Genomic DNA, 19862 nt, shown 5'->3' with positions numbered 1-19862 from the left:
TTATTATCGTTAAAAGTGCGGCAAGGAACAAAGAGGTTTGTTCAATGAATACGATAGTTGTTAGCTTTTAGCGCAAGTAGGTGGCTTAGCACCCCAACATCAGGTAATCTTCGCGCCCTGCGCGTTGGTGGAGAAGAAAATGAACGATTCATTTAGTGGCAAGAACGGTAAAGTTAAAGTGATGTACGTCCGCAGCGACGATGACAGCAGCAGCGACGACCGTAACAAGAATAAGCGTCCGGCCGGCAAAGGCCGTCCGGCAGACGGTGCGCGCTCTTCGGGCCGTACCGGTCAGGACAAACCACGTGGCAACAATGATCGCCGTGGCTCTGGTACTGATTCCCGCCGCAGTGAAAGCGATCGTCCTCGCCGTCCAGCGCGTACTGAAGACCGTGGCGGTTATGATTCGCCATGGAAAACCGTGTCACGTGGCCCGGAAGAAGAGCCGGCGTTCGATCACGGCGGTATCAGCGGTAAAAGCTTTATCGATCCGGAGCAGCTGCGTCGTCAACGTGCGGAAGAAACCCGTGTTTACGGTGAGAACGCCTGCCAGGCCCTGTTTGCCAGCCGCCCAGACGCCATCGTCCGTGCGTGGTTCGTGCAGTCGGTCACGCCACGTTTTCGTGAAGCCCTGCGTTGGATGGCGGCGAACCGTAAAGCCTATCACGTCGTAGATGAAGAAGAGCTGGCTAAAGCGTCCGGCACTGAACACCATGGCGGCGTGTGCTTCCTGATCAAAAAGCGTCAGGGGCTGGATGCGCAAACCTATTTGAAAGAAGCACCGGCGAAAGACTGCGTGCTGGCATTGGAAGAAGTGGGCAACCCGCATAACCTGGGGGCTATCGTCCGTTCTTGCGCTCACTTTGGCGTTAACGGCGTGTTGCTGCAGGATCCTGCGTTGCTGGAGTCTGGTGCTGCGGTGCGTACGGCAGAGGGTGGGGCAGAGCACATCAAAGCGATTAGCGCTGATGACTTCCTGTCGGTGCTGGATACCTTCCGCAAGGCGGGTTATGCCATTGTGACCACCTCGAGCCACAAAGGTACCCCACTGGCGCAGGCTAAACTGCCGGCCAAAATGGTGCTGGTACTGGGGCAAGAGCGCGACGGTCTGAGCGACAGCGCCTGGCAACAGGGGGATATGAACGTGTCTATCGGCGGTACCGGCAAGGTAGAAAGCCTGAACGTATCGGTCGCGACCGGTATTTTGCTGGCTGACTGGTGGCGTCAAAACCAGGCCTAATATACCCGTCGCCTTTCAAGCCGCAGCGTTGTTAGCTGCACTCAGTTATGTGGCCCGTCCATGGGCCACACCCCTTAGGGGCCGCTGCGGGCAGCGTTCAAATCTGCTCCCGGCAGATTTGTCACCCCAGTGACTGACTAGAGTAAGCGCCTGGGGATGAGTGAGTGGGTCGCCTAGCTGCAACTTGAAATTCATAGGGTATACATAATGTTATAAAAAAACGGGCGCCCTGAGGCGCCCGTTTTGCTTTCTACTGTTTAGTGAGCGCCGCCGCCCCCACCGCCTGAACTGAATGGCGGTTTCGCCACCCACACCAGTACCAGCAGGATCAGGAACACCCCAGCAGCCAACCAGAAAATCTCGTTGGCAGAGATGATCAACCCTTGCGCGGTGATCTCGTTGGCAATATAGGCCGACGCCTGCTGCTTGCTCATACCGATCTGTTCCAACTGTCGATACATTTCCTGTGACTGCGGACTGTATGGATTCACGAACTCCGTCAGCTGCGCGTGATGCTGCGATTCACGCTGGGTCCACAGCGTGGTGGTGATCGACGTACCGATCGACCCCGCCAACGTACGGGTAAAGTTCGACAGGCTCGATGCCGCTGCCATACGTTCCGGCGGCAAGCCGGACAGCGTGATGGTGGTTAACGGCATAAAGAAGCAGGCGATGGCAAAGCCCTGGACAAACTGCGGCCAGGCCGAGGCACCAAAGTCCATTCCCGGCTCAAACGTATAAGCGCGCCAGTAAAAGCACACGGCATACATAATGAAGCTAAAGGTCACCAGCCTGCGCATATCGAGTCGGTTGCCGAATTTACCGATGATCGGTGACAGCAATACCGGTATCAACCCGATCGGTGCCGAAGCCAATCCTGCCCAGGTGGCGGTATAGCCATACACCTCCTGTAGCAGCTGCGGCAACAGGACGATAGCGCCGAAGTAGAGCATGTAGGCCAGACTGATGCACAGACAGCCGATGGTAAAGTTGCGTGACTTGAACAGCGACAAGTCTACCACCGGGTGGTCGTCCGTCAGTTCCCAGACCACCAGGAACAGCAGCGCCACCACCGCCACCACCGTCAGCACAATAATCTCGGTCGAGTTGAACCAGTCCAGCTCCTTACCCTGATCGAGCATCACCTGCAGCGAACCAATGCCGACAATCAGCAGCACCAGGCCAACGGTATCGATCGGTTTGATCTCGGTCTTGGTTTCTCTGCCGCGCAACGTCGACAGGGCCGCCATGATCACGAAACCGCCAATCGGAATGTTGATGAAGAAGATCCAGCCCCAGTGATAGTTATCACTGATATAACCCCCGAGGATAGGCCCGAATATTGGCGCGACGATCACCGTCATCGACCAGAGCGCCAGGGCCATCGCTCGCTTGGCGGGCGGATAGTTGTTCAGCAACAGGCTTTGTGACAGCGGGATCAAGGGCCCTGCGACCACCCCCTGGATCACGCGGAAGAAGATCAGCATGCCCAGGCTGTTGGAAATGCCACACAGCCAGGAAGCGAGCACGAACAATGCGGTGGACCAAAGGAACAACCGCACTTCACCGACGCGCTTTGCCAGCCAGCCGGTGATCGGGATGGAAATGGCGTTTGCCACGCCAAACGAGGTGATCACCCAGGTGCCCTGCGAGTTGGAAGACCCGAGGTTACCCGCAATTGTTGGGATCGCCACGTTGGCAATGGTAGAGTCCAGCACCTGCATAAAGGTCGCCATGGCGAGCGCGACCGTCATCCAGGCGAGCTGAGCGCCTTCAAGCGGTTTCTGTGCCAAGGTAGCCTCCCGCGCGCTTAGCCGGCATTCGCATGGATCACGTCAGCGATCATCTGGTTAACGGGTGCCAGATTCAACGCCAGTGCGTCGGTCTGGTACAGCGGTTTGTCTCGCACCACATCAGACAGCACGCGGCCATCCAGATTGGTGGTATCGACTTTTACCAGTGTGGATAAGCCAATGCGTAACGGATGATCGGCGATTTGTTTTGCGTCCAGCTCAATACGCACTGGCAGACGCTGAACCACTTTGATCCAGTTACCGGTAGCATTTTGTGCAGGCAGCAGCGAGAAGGCGCTACCGGTGCCCATATCGATACCGACGACTTTGCCGTTATACACCACATCGTCACCGTAAATATCACTGACTACGGTAGCCGACTGCCCAATACGCATATTGGCAATTTGGGTTTCTTTAAAGTTGGCATCAACCCAGATGTGATCGGCTGGCACCACGGCCATTAGCGGGGAGCCGGCGGCGATTTGCGCGCCAACCTGTACGCTACGACGGGACACATAGCCGGTGATCGGGCTGATGATTTGAGTACGTTGCAATGCCAGCCAAGCGTCGCGTACTTGCGCGGCGGACTGTTGGATCGCGGGCTGCTGTTCCAGTGGGGTATTGAGCACCATCGCCTGATTGGCGTTGTATTGCTGTACGGCCACTTCTAACGCGGCCTTGGCGCTGTCGACCGCATCTCGTGCATGTTGCAGTTCTTCACGGCCAATGGCGTCAACGCTACCCAGCACCACACGGCGCTTTAAATCACTCTCAGCTTTGCTCAAGTCAGATTTGCGCAGGGCAATATTGGCCTGATATTGCTTACTGTTAATGATGAGCTGGTGGGTTTGACGCACGCTGTTAGCCAAGCCGGTTTTGGCGCGTTCAAGCGCTTGCTCGGCATCGGTTGGATCGAGCGTGACCAGTACATCACCCTGTTTTACGTAATCTGTATTGTCGAAGTTGACGCGGTTAACGCTACCGTTCACCTGGGCCATGATCTGCACCTGGTTACCGGACACATAGGCGTCGTCCGTTTCCTGATGATGACGCAGCACCAGGAACCAATACACTAAATATGCCACCCCAATAACAACAAAAATAACCGTTAGCAACAGCAGCCAGAATTTACGCTGCTTCTTCTTACCGACCGGTTGCTGCGGGTTTTGAGTTTCCGCGCTTACACTCATGGTGTTCTCCAAGCTCTCTTTACCCTTCAGACTGAAGCGGCATCGGTATTGGCTCTGCTCACTCGCCCGATGCACTTACAGCAGTAAGTTCATGGGGCTTGTTCCCTTGCCGTCTCGATGCCGCGCCAATTATTTTGGGTCGTTTTATTATGCTTTTGAATCCGCTACGGCCGGAGCTTGATAGCCACCGCCCAGCGCACGGATCAGTCCTATCTTCGCCTGCAACAAGTTGCTGCTGGCATTCAGTTCCGCCTGCTGCTGCTGCAAGAGCTGCGTTTGGCTGGTTAACAACTGGTCGCGCCCGATAATCCCTGCCTGGTATCGAGCGTTAGCGACGCGGTACACCTGCTGCATCGATTGGGACGCGGATGCCGCCTGCAGCTGCTGTTGCGCAGTGCTTTGTTGGACGGTGATGGCATCAGCAGTTTCCTGCACGGCATTCAGGATAGTTTGGTTATAGGACTCGACGGCCTGGTCATACAGTGCAGACTCCTCACCCAGCTTGCTGCGCAGTGCGCCGGCGTGGAAGATCGGTAATGAAATCGCCGGCACCACATTCCAGGCTTGGCTGGCCGCTTCAAACAGGTTTGGGCTGGTGCCACTGGTATTGGTCGTGGTCAGGCCGGCAAAGGCTGAAATGGTCAGGCTAGGGTAAAATTCCTTACGTGCGGCGCTGACGCGTTGGCTGTAGGACTCCACCAACTGGCGCTGTGCGGCGATGTCCGGGCGTTTACCCAGCAAATCGGCAGTGAGCTCACCTTTTGGCGCCATCAAATTACTGGCAGGCAACGCGACTGGACGCAGGTGCTGCATCGCATTCGGGCCCTGGCCAGCCAGTGCGGCCAATTGGTGTCTAAGTTGTTCAATTTGCGACTGCAGTTGAAGGATCTGCTGTTTGGCGCCGTCAGCTTGTGCCTGGGTTTGTTGTGGAACATCAACACCCGTAATGCCGGCTTTATATTGCTGCTGGCGCAGGTCTGCCAGGCGTTGGTTGTTATCCACTTCCTGTTGCAGCAGTTTTTCCAGTGCAAAATTGCTTTGAAGCTGGTAATACGCCGAGGCCACGGAACTGGTCAGCGTCAGTGCCGCCTGTTCCTGTTCGGCGCGTGCCGCATCAACCTGTGCCTTGGCGGCGTTAACCTGATTGCGGTATTTGCCCCACCAGTCAAACTCATAAGCCAGATTCAGGCCCAAAGAGTTTGAGGTTTCATAGATCGGTTGGTGCGGGTAGCCCAGCCCCAGGTTAACGTTCTGTGGAATTTTCTGGCGGTTGCTGCTGGCGTTCAGATCCAGATTGGGGCCATTGGCGGCACTGGCTTCGCCTACGACACTTTGTGCTTCGCGCACGCGACCCGCCGCTTGTCTCAGCGTCGGCGAGCTTTGCAGCGTCTGGGTCATCAGGCTATCGAGCTGCGGGTCATTAAGCGAACGCCACCATTGCGGGCTGACATTCAGCGAACTGACTTTTGGCTGTGACAGTTGCAGGCTCTGCGGATCCATCAGGGTGGATTGCGGGGCAATATTATCGGTAGATGCACACCCGGCCAGCAGCAATACAGCGAACAGCGGGGTGAATCTCCAGTTAAATGGGGATCGCATAGTATGTTACCTGAACAGAAGTTATTGGGATAACTGTCCTGAAACTTCCATCTGGTCCAGACGCGTTAACAGTTTGCGCGTCAGCTTTTCAAGCTGCTGCTGTTCGTCATCGTTCAGCGTGGACCACAGGAAATGCAGACATTTGTGCTGCGGTGGCAGCAACTGGTTGAGAAATTCCTCTCCCTGCGGCGTCATGTGCAAATGCAGGCAACGACGATCATTGTCACTTTCACGGCGCTCAATCCAACCGCGCTTTTCTAACTCATCGGCAATACGTGTGGCATTAGTACGCGACGAACCTAGGGCAGAGCTTAGCTCAGAAGGCTGAATGCTGTGACTTTCCTGTGCATCCAGAGTAATCAGCGCCATAAACAATGTTTCGTTAATCCCTTGTGCTTTGAGCATTTTATTGCGGTTTTCCAGCAGCTTACTTTGCATGTGCATGCACAGCCGGGTCAGCAATATCTCCTGATAAGGGAAATCTTTCTGACGTTTTGCGCGGAAATTAAGCATTTGTTCAATGGGAGTAAACGAGCTTTCCATAATTTGGGGCCTCATTAATTTCGTTCGAGATAGTAACGATAGTGATTAATAATGTAAATGTTCAGCCGTGCGAATAATTTAGCAATTCGTGTCATTTGTAAGTTGTTTGTCAATGACCCATTTTTGAGTAAGTGCTCAGAATGGGGATGACGGACAAAATCAAAGGCTGGCTGGGCCGAGAATCATAAACATTTTTAATGTGATGCCAAAGGCGACTGCGCCGATCAACGTCGACAAAATGATGCTCTTGCTGCGGTAGAAGCACAAACCCAGTGCGGCGAACCCGACCAGTGTTGGCCACAGCTTGTCGGGTTCACGCATCACCACCGGCGTGCTGGATACCACCAGCAACGCACAGATAGAGGCGATGCCGATACTGTCGAGCAGCAGGGCCGTTTTACCTCGCTTGATGCCGGGTTGGGCACGCGCTGGCGCCAGGCGTAATGGTAAGTAGCGGAACAGGTAATTAGCGCAACCCACAACCAGGCCAATGATCAGCACATCAGTGTTCATTGATAACCTCCTGCGTGGTGGGTTGGAACAGCGCGGCGATACATCCGGCACTGATACCCGCTAAAATGGCTACCGGGATGGAAAATAGCACTACGCCGAGCAGTGCACCGGCCAGAGCCGCGGCGATAGTCAGGCTTTGCGGGCGTTTGAATGCAGCAAGCAGGAAACTGAGGAACAGCGCCGGCAACATAAAGGAGAGTGACGCCTCGATGACGGGATATTGCTCGAGAGGCCCGTTGCCGAAGAGTGCGCCAATCGCGGTGCCTGCGACCCACGACAGCCAGGAGCACAGCGAGATGCCGAGCATCCAGTTTTCGCTCCAACTGCGGTTATTGCGCATTAACTTGGCCGTAGCCGCGGCGAACACTTCATCGGTCAGGCCGAAGGCCCACAGTGCCGTTTTACCGCGCGACATGCGCGAAACGATGCGGTGTCGCAGGGCTGGGCCATACAGCAAATGCCGTATGTCCATGGCCATCACGGTTAGCGCGGAAACCCACAGTGACATACCGGCACTCAACAAGGCAGTGATCACAAACTGACTCGCCCCCGCATAGATAATGCAGGAAAAGAAGATGCTCTCTAGCGGGGTGAATCCCAGCTTAACGGCGCTCAGGCCGAACGCGAAAGCCACCGGCACATAGCCGATGACAATAGGTAAACTGTCGACGATGCCGTGGGTAAAGGTAGAGCTGACGGCAGGAGGATTGAGGTTTTCTGCAGCTTGGCTTTGCATTTTTATGAGTGTCGCAGGATATAGAGATCAATAGTTCATCTGCAGAACATTACCAGAGAGTGAGTAATGTTTATACCCTGCGGCGCTAATAAATTCCTGATATTACTATTCGCTTGCTAATCAGATTGTCGCTGGGCCTTGTGGGTCATGGTGCTTACCGTGCCACCAGGTCAGCAGGTTGAGGAGACATAAAACGCCCCCAGCAGCGGCGACGCCGGTCCAGCCTGCATGTTGGTAAGCGGTGGCTGACAGCAGTGAACCGAGTGCGCCACCGATAAAATAGCTGGTCATGTAGCCTGCCGTCAGGCGATTACGCGCTTCCGGCATGATGCGGTAAATCACGCTTTGATTGGTGACGTGTACGGCTTGCACCGCCAGGTCAAGGATCAGGATGCCGGCGATCAATGCCCACAGCGATTGTTTAGCGAAAGCGATGGGTATCCATGACAGTAACAACAGCACCAGGCCAACGGTGGTGGTTAAACCGGCTTTGCCTTGGTCCGCCATGTGCCCGGCACGTGAGGCGGCTAACGCTCCCGCAGCACCGACTAACCCGAACAGGCCGATGACGCCTTCGGAATAGCCAAAGGGCGGCGCGGCCAGCAGAAAGGCCATGGACGTCCACAGCACGCTAAAGTTGGCGAACGAGAGCGCCCCCAGCACCGCACGGGTCCGCAGCAGTGGAGTCCCGCAGAACAGGGTGAAAATTGATTTCAGTAACTGGGGGTAATTCAGCCCTGAGTGCTGTTTATAACGTGGTAGTGCACGCCAGAGGATCAGCGCCATCAGGATCATTAACACACTGGCCACCCAGTAAATGGTGCGCCAACCGCCGAACGACGCAAGTGCCCCGGCGACGGTTCGTGCCAACAGAATACCGAGCAGTAAGCCACTCATGATAATGCCAACGGTTTTACCGCGTTTTTCCGGGTGTGCCAACGTAGCCGCCAACGGCACCAGGATTTGTGCCACCACCGAGAACAGCCCGGTGAGTGCCGTGCCGAGGATCATCATCGGCAAGGTTGAGGAACTGGCCGTGATCAGCATGCCCCCTGCTGCCAACAGCGTCATAAAGACAATTAACCCGCGGCGTTCAAACATATCGCCGAGCGGCACCAGCAATAGCAGGCCTACGGCGTAGCCCAATTGAGCGGCGGTGACGATAAAACCGGCCTGATTCACCGACAGATCAAAGTTCTGGGCGATGGTTTCCAGCAATGGTTGTGCATAATAGTTACTGGCGACCGCCAGACCGGTGGCGATGGCAATCAGTACGGTTAACGCTGGGCTTAGGCCCGGCTGTGCGTGTTTTTGATTCATAGTTTTTAATCATAAGAAGAAGTGGGGCGAGTATCGTTCAGGACAGCGCGTTAAACCAATGTATAATTTTCATTTGATTAATCTCATTTTGCGATAGATGCCATGAACCTGAAACAAATCCGCTTTGCACTTGCGGTGGCTGAAGAACAGAGCTTTACGCGGGCGGCGCAGCGCTGCCATACGGTACAGTCTGCCCTTAGCCACCAGATTGCCAAACTGGAGGAAGAGCTAGGATGCACATTGTTTGAGCGTACCTCACGCCGGGTAAAATTGACGACTGCCGGGCAGGCATTTATTCAACCTGCACAACGATTACTGGCGGCGAAACAGGCGCTGGTGGAGGAGGTGGTCGCGGCCAGTGGCACAGTGTCCGGTACCCTGACTATTGGCACCATTTCAACCATAAACGCGATTGATCTCACCGAGAAACTGGGTAATTTCCATCGCCATTATCCGGCGGTGAACATCCGGTTGTATGTGGGAATGAGCGAGGAATTGCTGGAGGATGTTCGCCAACAAAAAACCGACGTGGCGTTTGTCGGCATTTGGCCGGGGGATATCGATATGCTGCCGGTATCTCATCGGCAGCTTACCGATGAGCCGCTGGTGGCACTGGTGGCGACACAACATCCGTTAGCCAACCGCCAGCGAGTCAATCTGCAAACCTTGTCGGAAGTGCCGCTGGTGGACTTTTACAGCGGTACAGGGGCCAGGCGCCAAACCGATCGCGCGTTTCAGGCTGCGGGGATTAAGCGGCACGTCAGTTTTGAAATTGATCATATTGAATGGCTGGAAAATTTGGTCCGGCGCGGGCTAGCGACGGGTATCGTACCGATTTCGACGGCACAGCGTTTGAGTTCGCTGGTGTCAATTCCAATCGAGGATGGCCCACGGCGGCAGGTGTACTGCGTATGGCCGCAGTTGCTGTCCAGAACCGCCGAGCGTTTTTTGCAGTTTAGTGGGATAGATATTGTTGAATAAAGAGAGGAGGGGTGCAGTTGCCTGCACCCCTGTGTGATTATTTCTTCGCGGCCTCGGCGGCCGTTTTCACCCAGCCGTCAAAGGTGGCCTGATGCGCCTTGATCCAGCCATTAACGTGACGCTGGATATCGGCTTCAGATGCCTGACCCTCATGCATACGCAGGTTTTGCGCATTCACATCGGCAATGGGCAGCTTCATGATGGCGAACAGCTTGGCGGCAGCCGGGTTGGCTTCGGCCCACTGCTTGTTGGCGGCGATACGCATGGTGTTCACCGGGAAACCATAGTTAGCACCGTTTGGCAGCTTGGTATCCCTGTTTTTCATTTCGCCCGGCATGGCGGAAAACGGCACCTGCAACCAGACGACGTCGCGCCCCGGAACCAACACATCGCTCACCCAGTATGGCGTCCAGGTGTAGTACAACACCGGTTTGCCTTCTTTGTAGCGGGTAATGGTATCGGCAATCATTGCCGCGTAGTTGCCCTGGTTGTGCTCGACGGTCTTATCCAGACCGTAGGCCTTGATGTGGTGGTTAATGGCGGCTTCACAGCCCCAGCCCGGCGTACAACCGGTCAGATCCGCTTTGCCATCCCCGTTGGTGTCGAACAGCTTGGCGATCTTCGGATCTTTCAGCTGTTCAATGTTGGTGATGTGGTATTTATCGGCGGTTTTTTTGTCGATCAGGTAACCCTGTGCTGCCCCGTTGACGTATACCCCCTCGCGGTAAAACTTGGCGTCGCCACCGGCGGCTTTGTATTGATCGGCGTGCAGCGGATCCCAATTGACCGCAAGGAACGTCGCGTCACCGGAGGCGATTGACGTGTAGGCGACGTTATAGTCCACTTCGCGCGTGTCTTTCACGTCGTAGCCCAGTTTTTCCAACGCTTTACTGACCAGCAGCGTCTGGAAGGTTTCTTCGGAAATGGTGCTCTGCACCGGTTGCACCCTGATGCCTTTACCCGGCAAGTCCGCGGCAAAAACCGCCTGTGAGCTAATCAGTGTGGTAAGGGCAACGGCCCAGATTCCTGTAGTGCGCATAGTGAAATACCTTTTTATGTTATGAAGCCGGGATTTCCGGCACGTCGGGATTATTTCGCTGCCGCAGCAGCCGTATTGACCCAGCCATCGAAGGTGGCCTGATGGGCTTTAATCCAGCCGTCTACGTGGCGCTGTATATCGCCGGCACTGTTCTCACCGTTATGCATACGCAGGTTCTGTGCGTTCACATCTGACAATGGCAGTTTCATGACGGCGAACAGCTTGGCAGCTGCCGGGTTGGCCTGCGCCCATTGTTTGTTGGCGACAATGTGTTCGTTATTGACGAAGAAACCGTAATTTTTACCGTTCGGTAATGCGGTCTCTTTATCTTTCAATGACCCAGGGCTGGCGGAGAATGGAACGGTGAGCCAGACGACGTCGCGGCCGGGCACGAGCTCGTCGCTGACCCAATAGGGTGTCCAGGTAAAATACAGCACTGGTTTGCCCTGTTTATAGCGGGTCAGGGTATCGGCGATGATGGCGGCGTAGTTACCCTGGTTTTGAGTGACGGTGTTACTCAGGCCATAGGCCTTGATGTGGGTGTCGATCACATTGCTGCATGCCCAGCCCGGTTCGCAGCCAGCCAGATCGGCTTTGCCGTCACCGTCAGCGTCAAACAGCTTGGCCAGCTTGGGATCTTTTAGCTGGGCAATATCACTGATGTGGTATTTGTCCGCGGTTTTTTTATCGATCAGATAGCCTTGTGCCGCATTCGTGATATAGGCACCCTGGCGATAGAACGTCTTATCGCCGCCGGCGCTTTGGTACATGTCTGTTTGCAACGGATCCCAATTCACTGCCATATAGGTGGCGTCACCGGAAGCGATGGAGGTATAGGCGACGTTATAGTCCACCTCGGCGGTAGGCTTGACGTCATAGCCCAGCTGGGTCAACGCGCGGTTAACCAGTTCTGTCTGGAAGCTTTCTTCCGCAATGGGGCTTTGCACGGGGTTAACCGTGACGCCTTTGCCGGGAAGTTCGACGGCGAACGCCTGTGTGCTTAGCCATGAAGTCAGGGCAATAGCCCAAATTCCTGTCGAGCGCATAGTGGTTCCTTCGATTTTATGGGGACTGCCGATACCCCCGGCCAACGCCGGGGGAAGGTCATTAAGGCTTTTTGATGAATGGACGGGCGACTAACCCAATCGGGCCGTGAGCATACCAACGACCGATGCCTTTGCTGCGACGATCGCGCCCCAGAGACTGTGTGAGGCGGTCCAGAATAATCGCCAGGATTACGATACCGACCCCCCCAACGGCGGCCAGACCCATATCGAGGCGGCCAATGCCACGCAGTACCATTTGACCCAGCCCCCCGACGGCGATCATCGAGGCAATAACCACCATCGACAACGCCAGCATCAGCGTCTGGTTTACGCCAGCCATGATGGTCGGCATAGCCAGTGGCAACTGCACTTTAAACAGCAGTTGGCGCGGGCTGGCACCGAAGGATTCGGCGGCTTCGATCAGATCTTCTGGCACCTGCTTGATGCCAAGAATGGTCAAACGCACGATCGGCGGCAGAGCAAAGATGATCGTGACCACCACCCCGGGCACGTTGCCGATACCGAACAGCATGACGATGGGCACCAGATAGACGAAGGCGGGTGTGGTCTGCATGGCATCGAGCAGTGGCCGAATAACTTTGCCGGCATGTTTGCTGCGTGCCAACCAGATACCTAGCGGCAAGCCGATGACGATACAGAAGAACAGGGCCGTCAGTACCAGCGCCAGCGTTACCATGGCTTGTGACCAGGCGCCAATTGCACCAATGGCAATCAGCGAGACCAGCGTCGCAGCCCCCATGCCGAGGCTGGAAAGCTGCCAGGCAATCAATGAAAACAGCAGAATGGCGATCGGTGCCGGCATGCCAAGTAGCAATTGTTGGAAGCCACTGAGGATAACGTCGACGGGAACGCGGATCCCCTGAAACAATGGGCGAAAGTGCAGTACGAGCCAATCGATGCCATGCGTTACCCAGGAGTCAAATGGCACCCAGGTCTTGTGGAACGGGTCCAGCAAGTTGAAATGCTCAGGCTGTGCCGGTGCGCTGTTAAGCCAGTCAGCGCCCTGTGCAGCCTGATTAGCGGCGTCATGGGCGGCGGGTGGTGGTGCGCTGGACCAGGCATCACCCGCAGGCGCCGTTGAACTTGCAGCGTCAGTTGCCGGTAGGGTGCTGGGGTCGGTAGGCGCGGTAGCCCAGGGATCCTGTGTCGTATCACTCATTCGTTGGGCCCTCTTTATCTAAAGCCTGCAACAGCATGGCTTTGGAAATAATTCCGATATAGTTATTGTCTTCGCAGACCACGGGGACAGCACAAGGCGCCAGGGCGACCAATGAAATCAGTTCGCTCAGTGGCATATCGGCTGGCACTGGGGCCGGAGCTTCCAGCAGGGCGTCGTCCAACGTTTGATTGGCGGCGAGCGCGTGCTTGAGCGAATCTATCGACACAACGCCGATAAATTTCTTTCCACGTTCAACAACATAACCGTAATCGCGGTCTTCATCGCGCAGCAGCTGCAATGCCGAACGCGGACCAAAACCGGGGGTTTTACGAATAAGCGCGACGGGGCGACGCTTGGCAATATCCTTGGCGCTGAAGACATGGCTGATATCGACGCCGCGGAAGAATGTACGGACATAATCGTTGGCCGGATTATTTAATATTTCCTCCGGCGTACCGACTTGAATCACTTCTCCACCTTGCATAATGGCAATGCGATCGCCAATACGCATTGCCTCATCCAAATCGTGGGAAATAAAGACGATGGTGCGTTGATGTTGAGCCTGTAATTTGACAAGCTCATCCTGCATCTCCGTACGGATTAATGGATCCAGTGCCGAGAAGGCTTCATCCATCAATAATATGTCAGGATTATTCGCCATGGCACGGGCTAATCCCACGCGCTGACGCATCCCGCCGGAAAGTTCATCGGGATAGGAATGCGCATAATTCTCCAGACCGACCTGACGCAGGGCCTCCAGCGCTTTTTCCTGGCGCTCCTGCGGCGGAATACCGGCTAACTCCATACCGAATGCAGTGTTATTCAAGACATTCATATGTGGCATTAAAGCGAATGATTGAAACACCATGCTGATCTTATTTCGACGGACGGTGCGCAGTGCGCTGTCGGATATTTTCGATATATCCTCGCCGTCAATCAGCACCTGCCCGCGGGTGGGTTCTATCAGACGATTGAGAAGGCGTACCAGGGTAGATTTTCCGGAACCGGAAAGCCCCATGATGACAAATATCTCGCCTTCTTCAATGGCCAGAGAGGCGTCTTTTACGCCTAATGATAACCCGGTTTTTTCAAGCAATTGGTCTTTTGTCAGGCCTTTATCAATCAGTTTGAAAGCGCGATCCGGATGTTCGCCAAATATCTTATATAGGTTCTTTACTTCGAGTTTAATTGCCATGCAATTTGCTGTTTCCTCTGATGAATTATCAAGCGATAAAAATATCCCAATAGAAAATAATAGTCCTCTATACCCTAACACAGTGAATATCTGAGACAACCCTCAATGTCCGATTAATAGGATATTAGCGATTTACATCAGGTTTTCGATTGGTTATGGTAGTGCGGTGAATATTCAATTATCAACACCTAATATTCCCCGTAACAGGTTGGTTTTAGGTAAAAATAATCCGTTCTGATTATCGCTATTATTTTCCGTTCAAGTTGTCTTCTTGGACAATAAAAAACCCGACCATAGGTCGGGTAAAAGTCATCAGTATTTCATCAGTTTTCAACGACAGGTGCCGATATCGAGGGGGATATCGTCGCAGGCATATTATCCCGTCATTATGACAGCCAGATGTCAGTTTAGGCTTTGCGATACAATCGACGCGGGTGGCCGATATTGCCGTACATCATCTCAACGCGTACAAACTGGGTGGCGACGCAGTATTCCAGATAACGTCGGGCCGTCGTTTTGCTAATACCGACTTTCTCGACAACATCTTCCACCGCGTGGGCAACCTCTGGTTGGTTGATAAACAGCGATTGAACCAGCTCTAACGTATTGGTTTCGATGCCTTTGGCACTGGGCTCGCTGGAAAACTGTTTGGATTGCAGGTTATAGAGTGCATCGACGTTGCTTTGGTCGATCACTTTGAACGTCCGCTGGGTTTGCACAAACTGCATAAAGCGTTCCAGCGAGTTGCGTAGGCGCTTGTAGGACACGGGTTTAATGATGTAATCGAAAGCGCCGTTACGGATCGCCTGGCTGCACGTGTTCATGTCACTGGCGGCGGTAATAAAGATCACGGAGCAACCGGGGTTTTTTACCCTGGCCTCTTCCATAAGCTCAATTCCCTGGCCATCCGGCAGAAAGTTATCCAGTAAGATCAGGCGTGGCTGGTGTGCATTGACTTTGGCTCTGGCCTCGGCCAGCGTGGCGGCATAGGCCACCACGCGCAGGGCAAAGTTCTGCTCAATGAACTCGGCGTGCAGCGTGGCCAACTGTGGCTCATCTTCCACGATCAAAACGTCCAGTGCTTCAGGTTGCATTATTCGGGTGCTCAAGATTGTTTAGGGATAAACAAAGAAAAAATAGCGCCGTGTGGCTCGTTGTCCGACACTTCTATGCTGCCATGCGCTTGGGCCACATGGCTGGCAACCAAATGCAAGCCGATGCCGTGGTCACCTTTGTCATCTTTAGTAGTGATGCCTTGTTCAAACAGCGTATCACGGATCTCCGCTGCAATGCCGGTACCGCGATCGGCCACTTCAATCACCAGTTCATTGCTGTTATCACTGATATAGAGTTCTACGGCTTCATGTGGCGGGTCACAACGCAGAGTCGCATCAACCGCATTATCCAGCAAATTCCCGATGATCGACATCAGTTCGGTTTCATTCAGCGCGGCCGGGATTTGCCGCAGCTGACAGGCGGGATCGAATCGCAGCTCAACGCCTTTTTCCTTCGCGCTGGCGTATTTACCCAACAGCAGACCACAGAGCGCCGCAGAGCTGAAACGCTGCGAGATAAAATCGAGAATCTCTTGTGCGCCTTCTGACTGCGCCTCCACATAGCGAATCGCCTCGTCGTAGCGTTGCATATGCAACAGCCCTGCGAGGGTGGCAGTCCAATTGAGTTGTTCATGGCGCATGATCCGCAAGTTGTTGGCGTAACGTTTAACCTGGCTGAGTTGGCTGCTCAGGGTATTGATGTCGTTCTTGTCGCGGAAGCTGATCACCCAGCCCTGCAGCTCTTCTTCCTGCATGATGCGGACGCGGCTGGCGATGACCCGTACATGGTTGAAACGGCAGACTTCATCGTGGGTATCCTGATCTAACTGCGCAGCGCCGAAAAAGTCAGGTTGAGATTGAATCACCTCACCGATTTCACGTCCCATCAGGGCACTGGCGGGTTGCCGCAAATCCAGTAACTCCCGCGCTGCGTGGTTGATGGTGATGATGCGAAGTTGGGGATCGACGGCAATAACGCCCTCATAAATTGCCTCCAGCAAGGCTTTTTGCTGGCGCACCAATAATGCAATTTCTTTCGGCTCCAACCAGAACATCTGACGTTTTAAATTCTTGGATAACAGCCAGGAAAATACAAATAGCGCAATTAAGAGCAATACAATCGATCCTACGATTTGCGTTAGCGTTCTCGCATTCAGGTTGTCGATATGTGATTTAAGGTAGCCGACCGAAACAATACCGATGACATTATTATTTTCATCCATAATGGGTGCTTTGCTGCGCAGTGAAACACCAATGCCGCCTTTGCGGATAGAAATAATGCTTTTCCCTTCCAACACTTCTTTGTTATCACCGCCGACCATGGGCGTTCCAACAATATTGGGGTACTCGGAATGATAAAGATGCCGGGTTTGTTTATCGCCGATAACGATATAGCTGGCATCGCTGCTGGCGCGTATTTTCTTCATCAAGGCGGCAATGTTCACCGGATCATGGTTTTCGACCGCGGTGACCAACGACGGGATCAGGGCAATCTCCCGCGCCTGTACCTGTGCGCGGGCACCAAGGTCTCGGTGTAGCTGGGCATCGAGCTGATAGTAGGTGTAAGCACCAATAAATGTCAGCAGCAGGCAGGAGAAGGCAACCAGGCAGAGAAAAAGTTTGATTTGAAATGAGAGTTTTATGCGCATGGCCTGGGGTTCACCCTGAGAGATCCTGAGTGCTTACCCTATCATGAGTCGCAGTTAATGTAATATTGCGCCGGATCAACTTGTGATCGCAGCCACGGGATTATCCTTATCTGGCAGACCGCGGGGCAGTTACAATAAAATGGACAATCCTTGAAGTAAAAATAACATTAACACCATTAAAACCACGCCATATTTTACATAATGACTATTAACACCATAGAAACCATAACCACCATTAAAAACCCTTTTTAATTTTGAACAAAATCACAGCAGATAATCAGTGCGTTTCTCTATGATGGCCGAACAAACTAATAAGAGGCCAGATTATGAGCACAACAGATGATTCTTTCCTCGCTGCCAAAGATAAAACCGCTGAAATACCGTTGCGGGAGAAATGGTGGCAGATACTGGACAATTACAAGGTAGGGATTATTCCGTTGCCGTTCTTTGTTCTGGCCGGCGTACTTATTTTATTGGATTGTCTGGAAGGGAAATTACCCAGCGATATTGTGGTGATGGTTGCCACACTGGCCTTCTTTGGTTTTGCCTGTGGCGAGTTTGGCAAGCGCTTGCCGCTGATCGGTAAAATGGGGGCAGCAGCGATTTGCGCCACCTTTATCCCTTCTGCATTGGTGCACTATGGGCTGTTGCCGGATGTGGTGGTGGAGTCGACCACCAAATTCTATAAGTCGACCAATATCCTTTATCTCTACATCTGCTGCATCATTGTCGGCAGTATTATGAGCATGAACCGACAGGTATTGATCCAGGGCTTCCTGCGTATTTTCGCGCCAATGCTGTGCGGTGAAATTGTCGGCATGTTGGTGGGGATGGCCGTCGGTATGGCATTGGGACTGGAACCGTTCCAGATCTTCTTCTTTCTGATCTTGCCTATCATGGCCGGCGGTGTCGGTGAGGGCGCTATCCCGCTGTCGATGGGCTACGCGGCAATCCTGCATATGGATCAGGGCGTGGCGCTGGGCCGTATTCTGCCGATCGTGATGCTTGGCGGCCTGACGGCGATTGTACTTGCCGGTTTGCTGAACCAACTGGGCAAACGCTACCCGCACTTGACCGGTGAAGGCAGCTTGATGCCGAACAAACAAGGCAATAGCGAAGTGAGCGCGGTGGAAAAATTCAGTGGCAAGGTGGATGTCAGCACCATTGCTTGCGGCGCCTTGCTGGCTATCTTGTTGTACATGGTTGGGATGTTGCTGCACCGCTTGATTGGCCTGCCTGCACCTGTAGGTATGTTGTTTGCCGCGGTGGCGGTGAAGCTGGCACACGGCGTGTCTCCGCGTATTCAGGAAGGTTCTCAAGTGGTTTATAAGTTCTTCCGCACCGCGGTGACTTACCCGATTCTGTTTGCCGTCGGTGTGGCAATCACCCCATGGCAAGAGCTGGTTAATGCCTTCACTCTCCAAAACCTGGTGGTGATTGTGAGCACCGTTAGTGCGTTGGTGGCGACCGGGTTCTTTGTGGGTAAGAAAATTGGTATGCACCCGATCGATGTGGCAATTGTGTCCTGTTGCCAGAGCGGGCAGGGCGGTACCGGTGATGTTGCCATACTTACCGCGGGCAATCGCATGTCGCTGATGCCGTTTGCCCAAATCGCTACCCGTATTGGCGGTGCGATTAACGTATCCCTCTCATTGTTAGTGCTGGCCAAATTCTTCGTATAACATAAAAAAGACCTTAGTTTTCTTTGCCTTTCCCCGCCCCCGCGGGGATTTTTTTGCCTGTGTCATGGCCCCGCAGGCAGGTTCAGCGTTTTGCGTTAATACTTAGCGCTGCTGAATTTACAATTAAGGAGTCGTTATGCACTGGAAACACTACCTGTTGGGAGCGGCGTTGGCCGTCATGTCACTGCAGGTTTCAGCCGCTGCGCCGCAGGTGAAAAGCCCCGCGCCAGGCTTCTATCGCATTATGCTGGGCAGTTATGAAATTACCGTATTGTCCGATGGCATCATTCGTTTGCCAGCGGATAAATTGCTGTTGAATAGCTCGCCAAAACAGATTGAAACCGCGTTAGCCGAGCATCACCAGAGCCTGCCTGTCGCTACTTCGGTGAATGCCTATTTGGTCAACACCGGCAGTAAGTTGATTCTGATTGATACCGGTGCCGGCACGTTGCTGGGGGATGGATTGGGCAAATTGGTCGCCAATCTGAAGGCTGCCGGCTATCAGCCGCAGCAGGTGGACGAAATTTATCTGACCCATATGCACCCGGACCATCTCGGTGGCCTCACGCAAAATGGCGTGGCGATGTTCCCGAATGCGGTGGTGCGAGCCAGTCAGCAGGATGTCGATTTTTGGCTGAGCGAGAGCCGATTGAAGCAGGCGAAGACCGAAGACAAGGCGTCGTTCGAAAGAGCGATGGCGGCGATAAAACCTTATCAGGCTGCCGGGCACTTTACACCGTTCAACGGCGACGGTGAGTTGTCTCCGGGGATCAGGGCATTTGCAGCTCACGGCCACACGCCGGGTCACAGCATTTATCAGGTCGATAGCAAAGGAAAAAGTCTGCTGGTGATTGGCGATCTGATCCATGTGGCGGCAGTGCAGCTCCCTCATCCGCGCGTGGCCATTCGCTTTGACAGCGATGCAAAGGCCGCGGTGGCTGAGCGCCTGCGCGTCTTCGGTGATAGCGCCCAGCAGCGTGTGCTGGTGGGCGGGGCGCATCTGTCGTTTCCGGGGTTAGGCTATCTCAATAAACAAGGCGACGGATACGACTGGGTACCGCTGGACTATGGTGCTCTGTAACTTGCTGGCCGCCTTAACGG

The 19862-nt window shown here is 54.1% G+C and carries 17 protein-coding genes; 4 read left to right on the top strand and 13 right to left on the bottom strand.

What is annotated here, in order from left to right:
• The first annotated feature begins 139 nt into the window (after positions 1-139).
• Positions 140-1240 carry a tRNA/rRNA methyltransferase gene (locus JOE25_RS25805; protein ID WP_061808384.1) on the top strand — a complete coding sequence of 367 codons (1101 nt, stop codon included), beginning with the start codon at positions 140-142 and terminating at the stop codon, positions 1238-1240.
• Between the two features lie 257 nt (positions 1241-1497).
• On the opposite strand, the gene emrB is transcribed toward JOE25_RS25805, so the two are convergent.
• The 7 genes from emrB to JOE25_RS25770 form a co-directional block, all read right to left on the bottom strand.
• On the bottom strand, positions 1498-3033 hold the full coding sequence (gene emrB, locus JOE25_RS25800) for a multidrug efflux MFS transporter permease subunit EmrB (RefSeq protein ID WP_209640393.1): 1536 nt from the start codon (positions 3031-3033) through the stop codon (positions 1498-1500).
• 17 nt (positions 3034-3050) lie between these two features.
• Positions 3051-4223, bottom strand: a complete 1173-nt coding sequence (emrA, locus tag JOE25_RS25795; RefSeq protein WP_209640392.1) for a multidrug efflux MFS transporter periplasmic adaptor subunit EmrA — start codon at positions 4221-4223, stop codon at positions 3051-3053.
• A 147-nt stretch (positions 4224-4370) separates the two neighbouring features.
• Positions 4371-5822, bottom strand: a complete 1452-nt coding sequence (locus JOE25_RS25790; protein WP_209640390.1) for an efflux transporter outer membrane subunit — start codon at positions 5820-5822, stop codon at positions 4371-4373.
• A gap of 21 nt (positions 5823-5843) precedes the next feature.
• Positions 5844-6365, bottom strand: a complete 522-nt coding sequence (mprA, locus tag JOE25_RS25785; RefSeq protein ID WP_037422292.1) for a transcriptional repressor MprA — start codon at positions 6363-6365, stop codon at positions 5844-5846.
• 159 nt (positions 6366-6524) lie between these two features.
• The gene (gene ygaH, locus JOE25_RS25780; protein ID WP_209640388.1) at positions 6525-6878 is read right to left on the bottom strand and encodes an L-valine transporter subunit YgaH; all 354 of its coding nucleotides are present in this window, start codon (positions 6876-6878) and stop codon (positions 6525-6527) included.
• Complete coding sequence (locus JOE25_RS25775; protein WP_209640385.1) at positions 6868-7614, bottom strand: AzlC family ABC transporter permease; 747 nt, start codon at positions 7612-7614, stop codon at positions 6868-6870. Before JOE25_RS25775 ends, ygaH begins: the two co-directional genes overlap by 11 nt.
• A gap of 120 nt (positions 7615-7734) precedes the next feature.
• Positions 7735-8934 carry an MFS transporter gene (locus tag JOE25_RS25770; protein ID WP_209640382.1) on the bottom strand — a complete coding sequence of 400 codons (1200 nt, stop codon included), beginning with the start codon at positions 8932-8934 and terminating at the stop codon, positions 7735-7737.
• Positions 8935-9036: 102 nt separating this feature from the next.
• Between JOE25_RS25770 and JOE25_RS25765 the strand changes: the two genes are divergently transcribed.
• Entirely contained in the window at positions 9037-9915 is an 879-nt protein-coding gene (locus JOE25_RS25765; RefSeq protein WP_209640379.1) for a LysR family transcriptional regulator, read from the top strand.
• A 37-nt stretch (positions 9916-9952) separates the two neighbouring features.
• Here the strand turns inward: JOE25_RS25765 and proX (JOE25_RS25760) are convergent, their stop codons facing one another.
• From proX (JOE25_RS25760) to JOE25_RS25735, 6 genes are all read right to left on the bottom strand, one after another.
• Positions 9953-10954 carry a glycine betaine/L-proline ABC transporter substrate-binding protein ProX gene (gene proX / locus JOE25_RS25760; RefSeq protein ID WP_209640377.1) on the bottom strand — a complete coding sequence of 334 codons (1002 nt, stop codon included), beginning with the start codon at positions 10952-10954 and terminating at the stop codon, positions 9953-9955.
• Between the two features lie 50 nt (positions 10955-11004).
• On the bottom strand, positions 11005-12000 hold the full coding sequence (gene proX / locus JOE25_RS25755; RefSeq protein ID WP_209640374.1) for a glycine betaine/L-proline ABC transporter substrate-binding protein ProX: 996 nt from the start codon (positions 11998-12000) through the stop codon (positions 11005-11007).
• 61 nt (positions 12001-12061) lie between these two features.
• Positions 12062-13180: a glycine betaine/L-proline ABC transporter permease ProW gene (gene proW, locus JOE25_RS25750; RefSeq protein WP_209640371.1), complete on the bottom strand. Its 1119-nt coding sequence runs from the start codon at positions 13178-13180 to the stop codon at positions 12062-12064.
• Positions 13173-14375: a glycine betaine/L-proline ABC transporter ATP-binding protein ProV gene (gene proV / locus JOE25_RS25745; protein ID WP_209640368.1), complete on the bottom strand. Its 1203-nt coding sequence runs from the start codon at positions 14373-14375 to the stop codon at positions 13173-13175. The genes proW and proV overlap by 8 nt, the downstream gene beginning before the upstream one ends.
• Positions 14376-14782: 407 nt before the next feature.
• Positions 14783-15469, bottom strand: a complete 687-nt coding sequence (locus JOE25_RS25740) for a response regulator (protein WP_209640365.1) — start codon at positions 15467-15469, stop codon at positions 14783-14785.
• Positions 15470-15480: 11 nt separating this feature from the next.
• A complete protein-coding gene (locus JOE25_RS25735) occupies positions 15481-17079 on the bottom strand; it encodes an ATP-binding protein (protein WP_209640361.1) in 1599 nt (532 codons plus the stop codon).
• 326 nt (positions 17080-17405) lie between these two features.
• On the opposite strand from JOE25_RS25735, the gene JOE25_RS25730 reads away from it, so the two are divergent.
• Both JOE25_RS25730 and JOE25_RS25725 read left to right on the top strand, forming a co-directional pair.
• Positions 17406-18761 (top strand): 2-hydroxycarboxylate transporter family protein, encoded by a 1356-nt coding sequence (locus JOE25_RS25730; protein ID WP_209640358.1) that lies wholly within the window; start codon positions 17406-17408, stop codon positions 18759-18761.
• 136 nt (positions 18762-18897) lie between these two features.
• Entirely contained in the window at positions 18898-19842 is a 945-nt protein-coding gene (locus JOE25_RS25725) for an MBL fold metallo-hydrolase (protein ID WP_209640355.1), read from the top strand.
• The last annotated feature ends 20 nt before the right edge of the window (positions 19843-19862 follow it).

Source organism: Serratia sp. PL17 (assembly GCF_017832355.1).
Taxonomy (GTDB): Bacteria; Pseudomonadota; Gammaproteobacteria; order Enterobacterales; family Enterobacteriaceae; genus Serratia.
The sequence above is the reverse complement of the archived record's forward strand: the minus strand, read 5'-3'. Positions and strand labels throughout refer to the sequence as shown.

Bases quoted from the DNA above. Each gene is read 5' to 3' on its own strand.
- JOE25_RS25805 (WP_061808384.1), top strand. From the start codon at position 140: ATGAACGATTCATTTAGTGGCAAGAACGGTAAAGTTAAAGTGATGTAC.
- emrA (WP_209640392.1), bottom strand. From the start codon at position 4,223: ATGAGTGTAAGCGCGGAAACTCAAAACCCGCAGCAACCGGTCGGTAAG.
- JOE25_RS25790 (WP_209640390.1), bottom strand. From the start codon at position 5,822: ATGCGATCCCCATTTAACTGGAGATTCACCCCGCTGTTCGCTGTATTG.
- mprA (WP_037422292.1), bottom strand. From the start codon at position 6,365: ATGGAAAGCTCGTTTACTCCCATTGAACAAATGCTTAATTTCCGCGCA.
- ygaH (WP_209640388.1), bottom strand. From the start codon at position 6,878: ATGAACACTGATGTGCTGATCATTGGCCTGGTTGTGGGTTGCGCTAAT.
- JOE25_RS25775 (WP_209640385.1), bottom strand. From the start codon at position 7,614: ATGCAAAGCCAAGCTGCAGAAAACCTCAATCCTCCTGCCGTCAGCTCT.
- JOE25_RS25770 (WP_209640382.1), bottom strand. From the start codon at position 8,934: ATGAATCAAAAACACGCACAGCCGGGCCTAAGCCCAGCGTTAACCGTA.
- JOE25_RS25765 (WP_209640379.1), top strand. From the start codon at position 9,037: ATGAACCTGAAACAAATCCGCTTTGCACTTGCGGTGGCTGAAGAACAG.
- proX (WP_209640377.1), bottom strand. From the start codon at position 10,954: ATGCGCACTACAGGAATCTGGGCCGTTGCCCTTACCACACTGATTAGC.
- proX (WP_209640374.1), bottom strand. From the start codon at position 12,000: ATGCGCTCGACAGGAATTTGGGCTATTGCCCTGACTTCATGGCTAAGC.
- proW (WP_209640371.1), bottom strand. From the start codon at position 13,180: ATGAGTGATACGACACAGGATCCCTGGGCTACCGCGCCTACCGACCCC.
- proV (WP_209640368.1), bottom strand. From the start codon at position 14,375: ATGGCAATTAAACTCGAAGTAAAGAACCTATATAAGATATTTGGCGAA.
- JOE25_RS25740 (WP_209640365.1), bottom strand. From the start codon at position 15,469: ATGCAACCTGAAGCACTGGACGTTTTGATCGTGGAAGATGAGCCACAG.
- JOE25_RS25735 (WP_209640361.1), bottom strand. From the start codon at position 17,079: ATGCGCATAAAACTCTCATTTCAAATCAAACTTTTTCTCTGCCTGGTT.
- JOE25_RS25730 (WP_209640358.1), top strand. From the start codon at position 17,406: ATGAGCACAACAGATGATTCTTTCCTCGCTGCCAAAGATAAAACCGCT.
- JOE25_RS25725 (WP_209640355.1), top strand. From the start codon at position 18,898: ATGCACTGGAAACACTACCTGTTGGGAGCGGCGTTGGCCGTCATGTCA.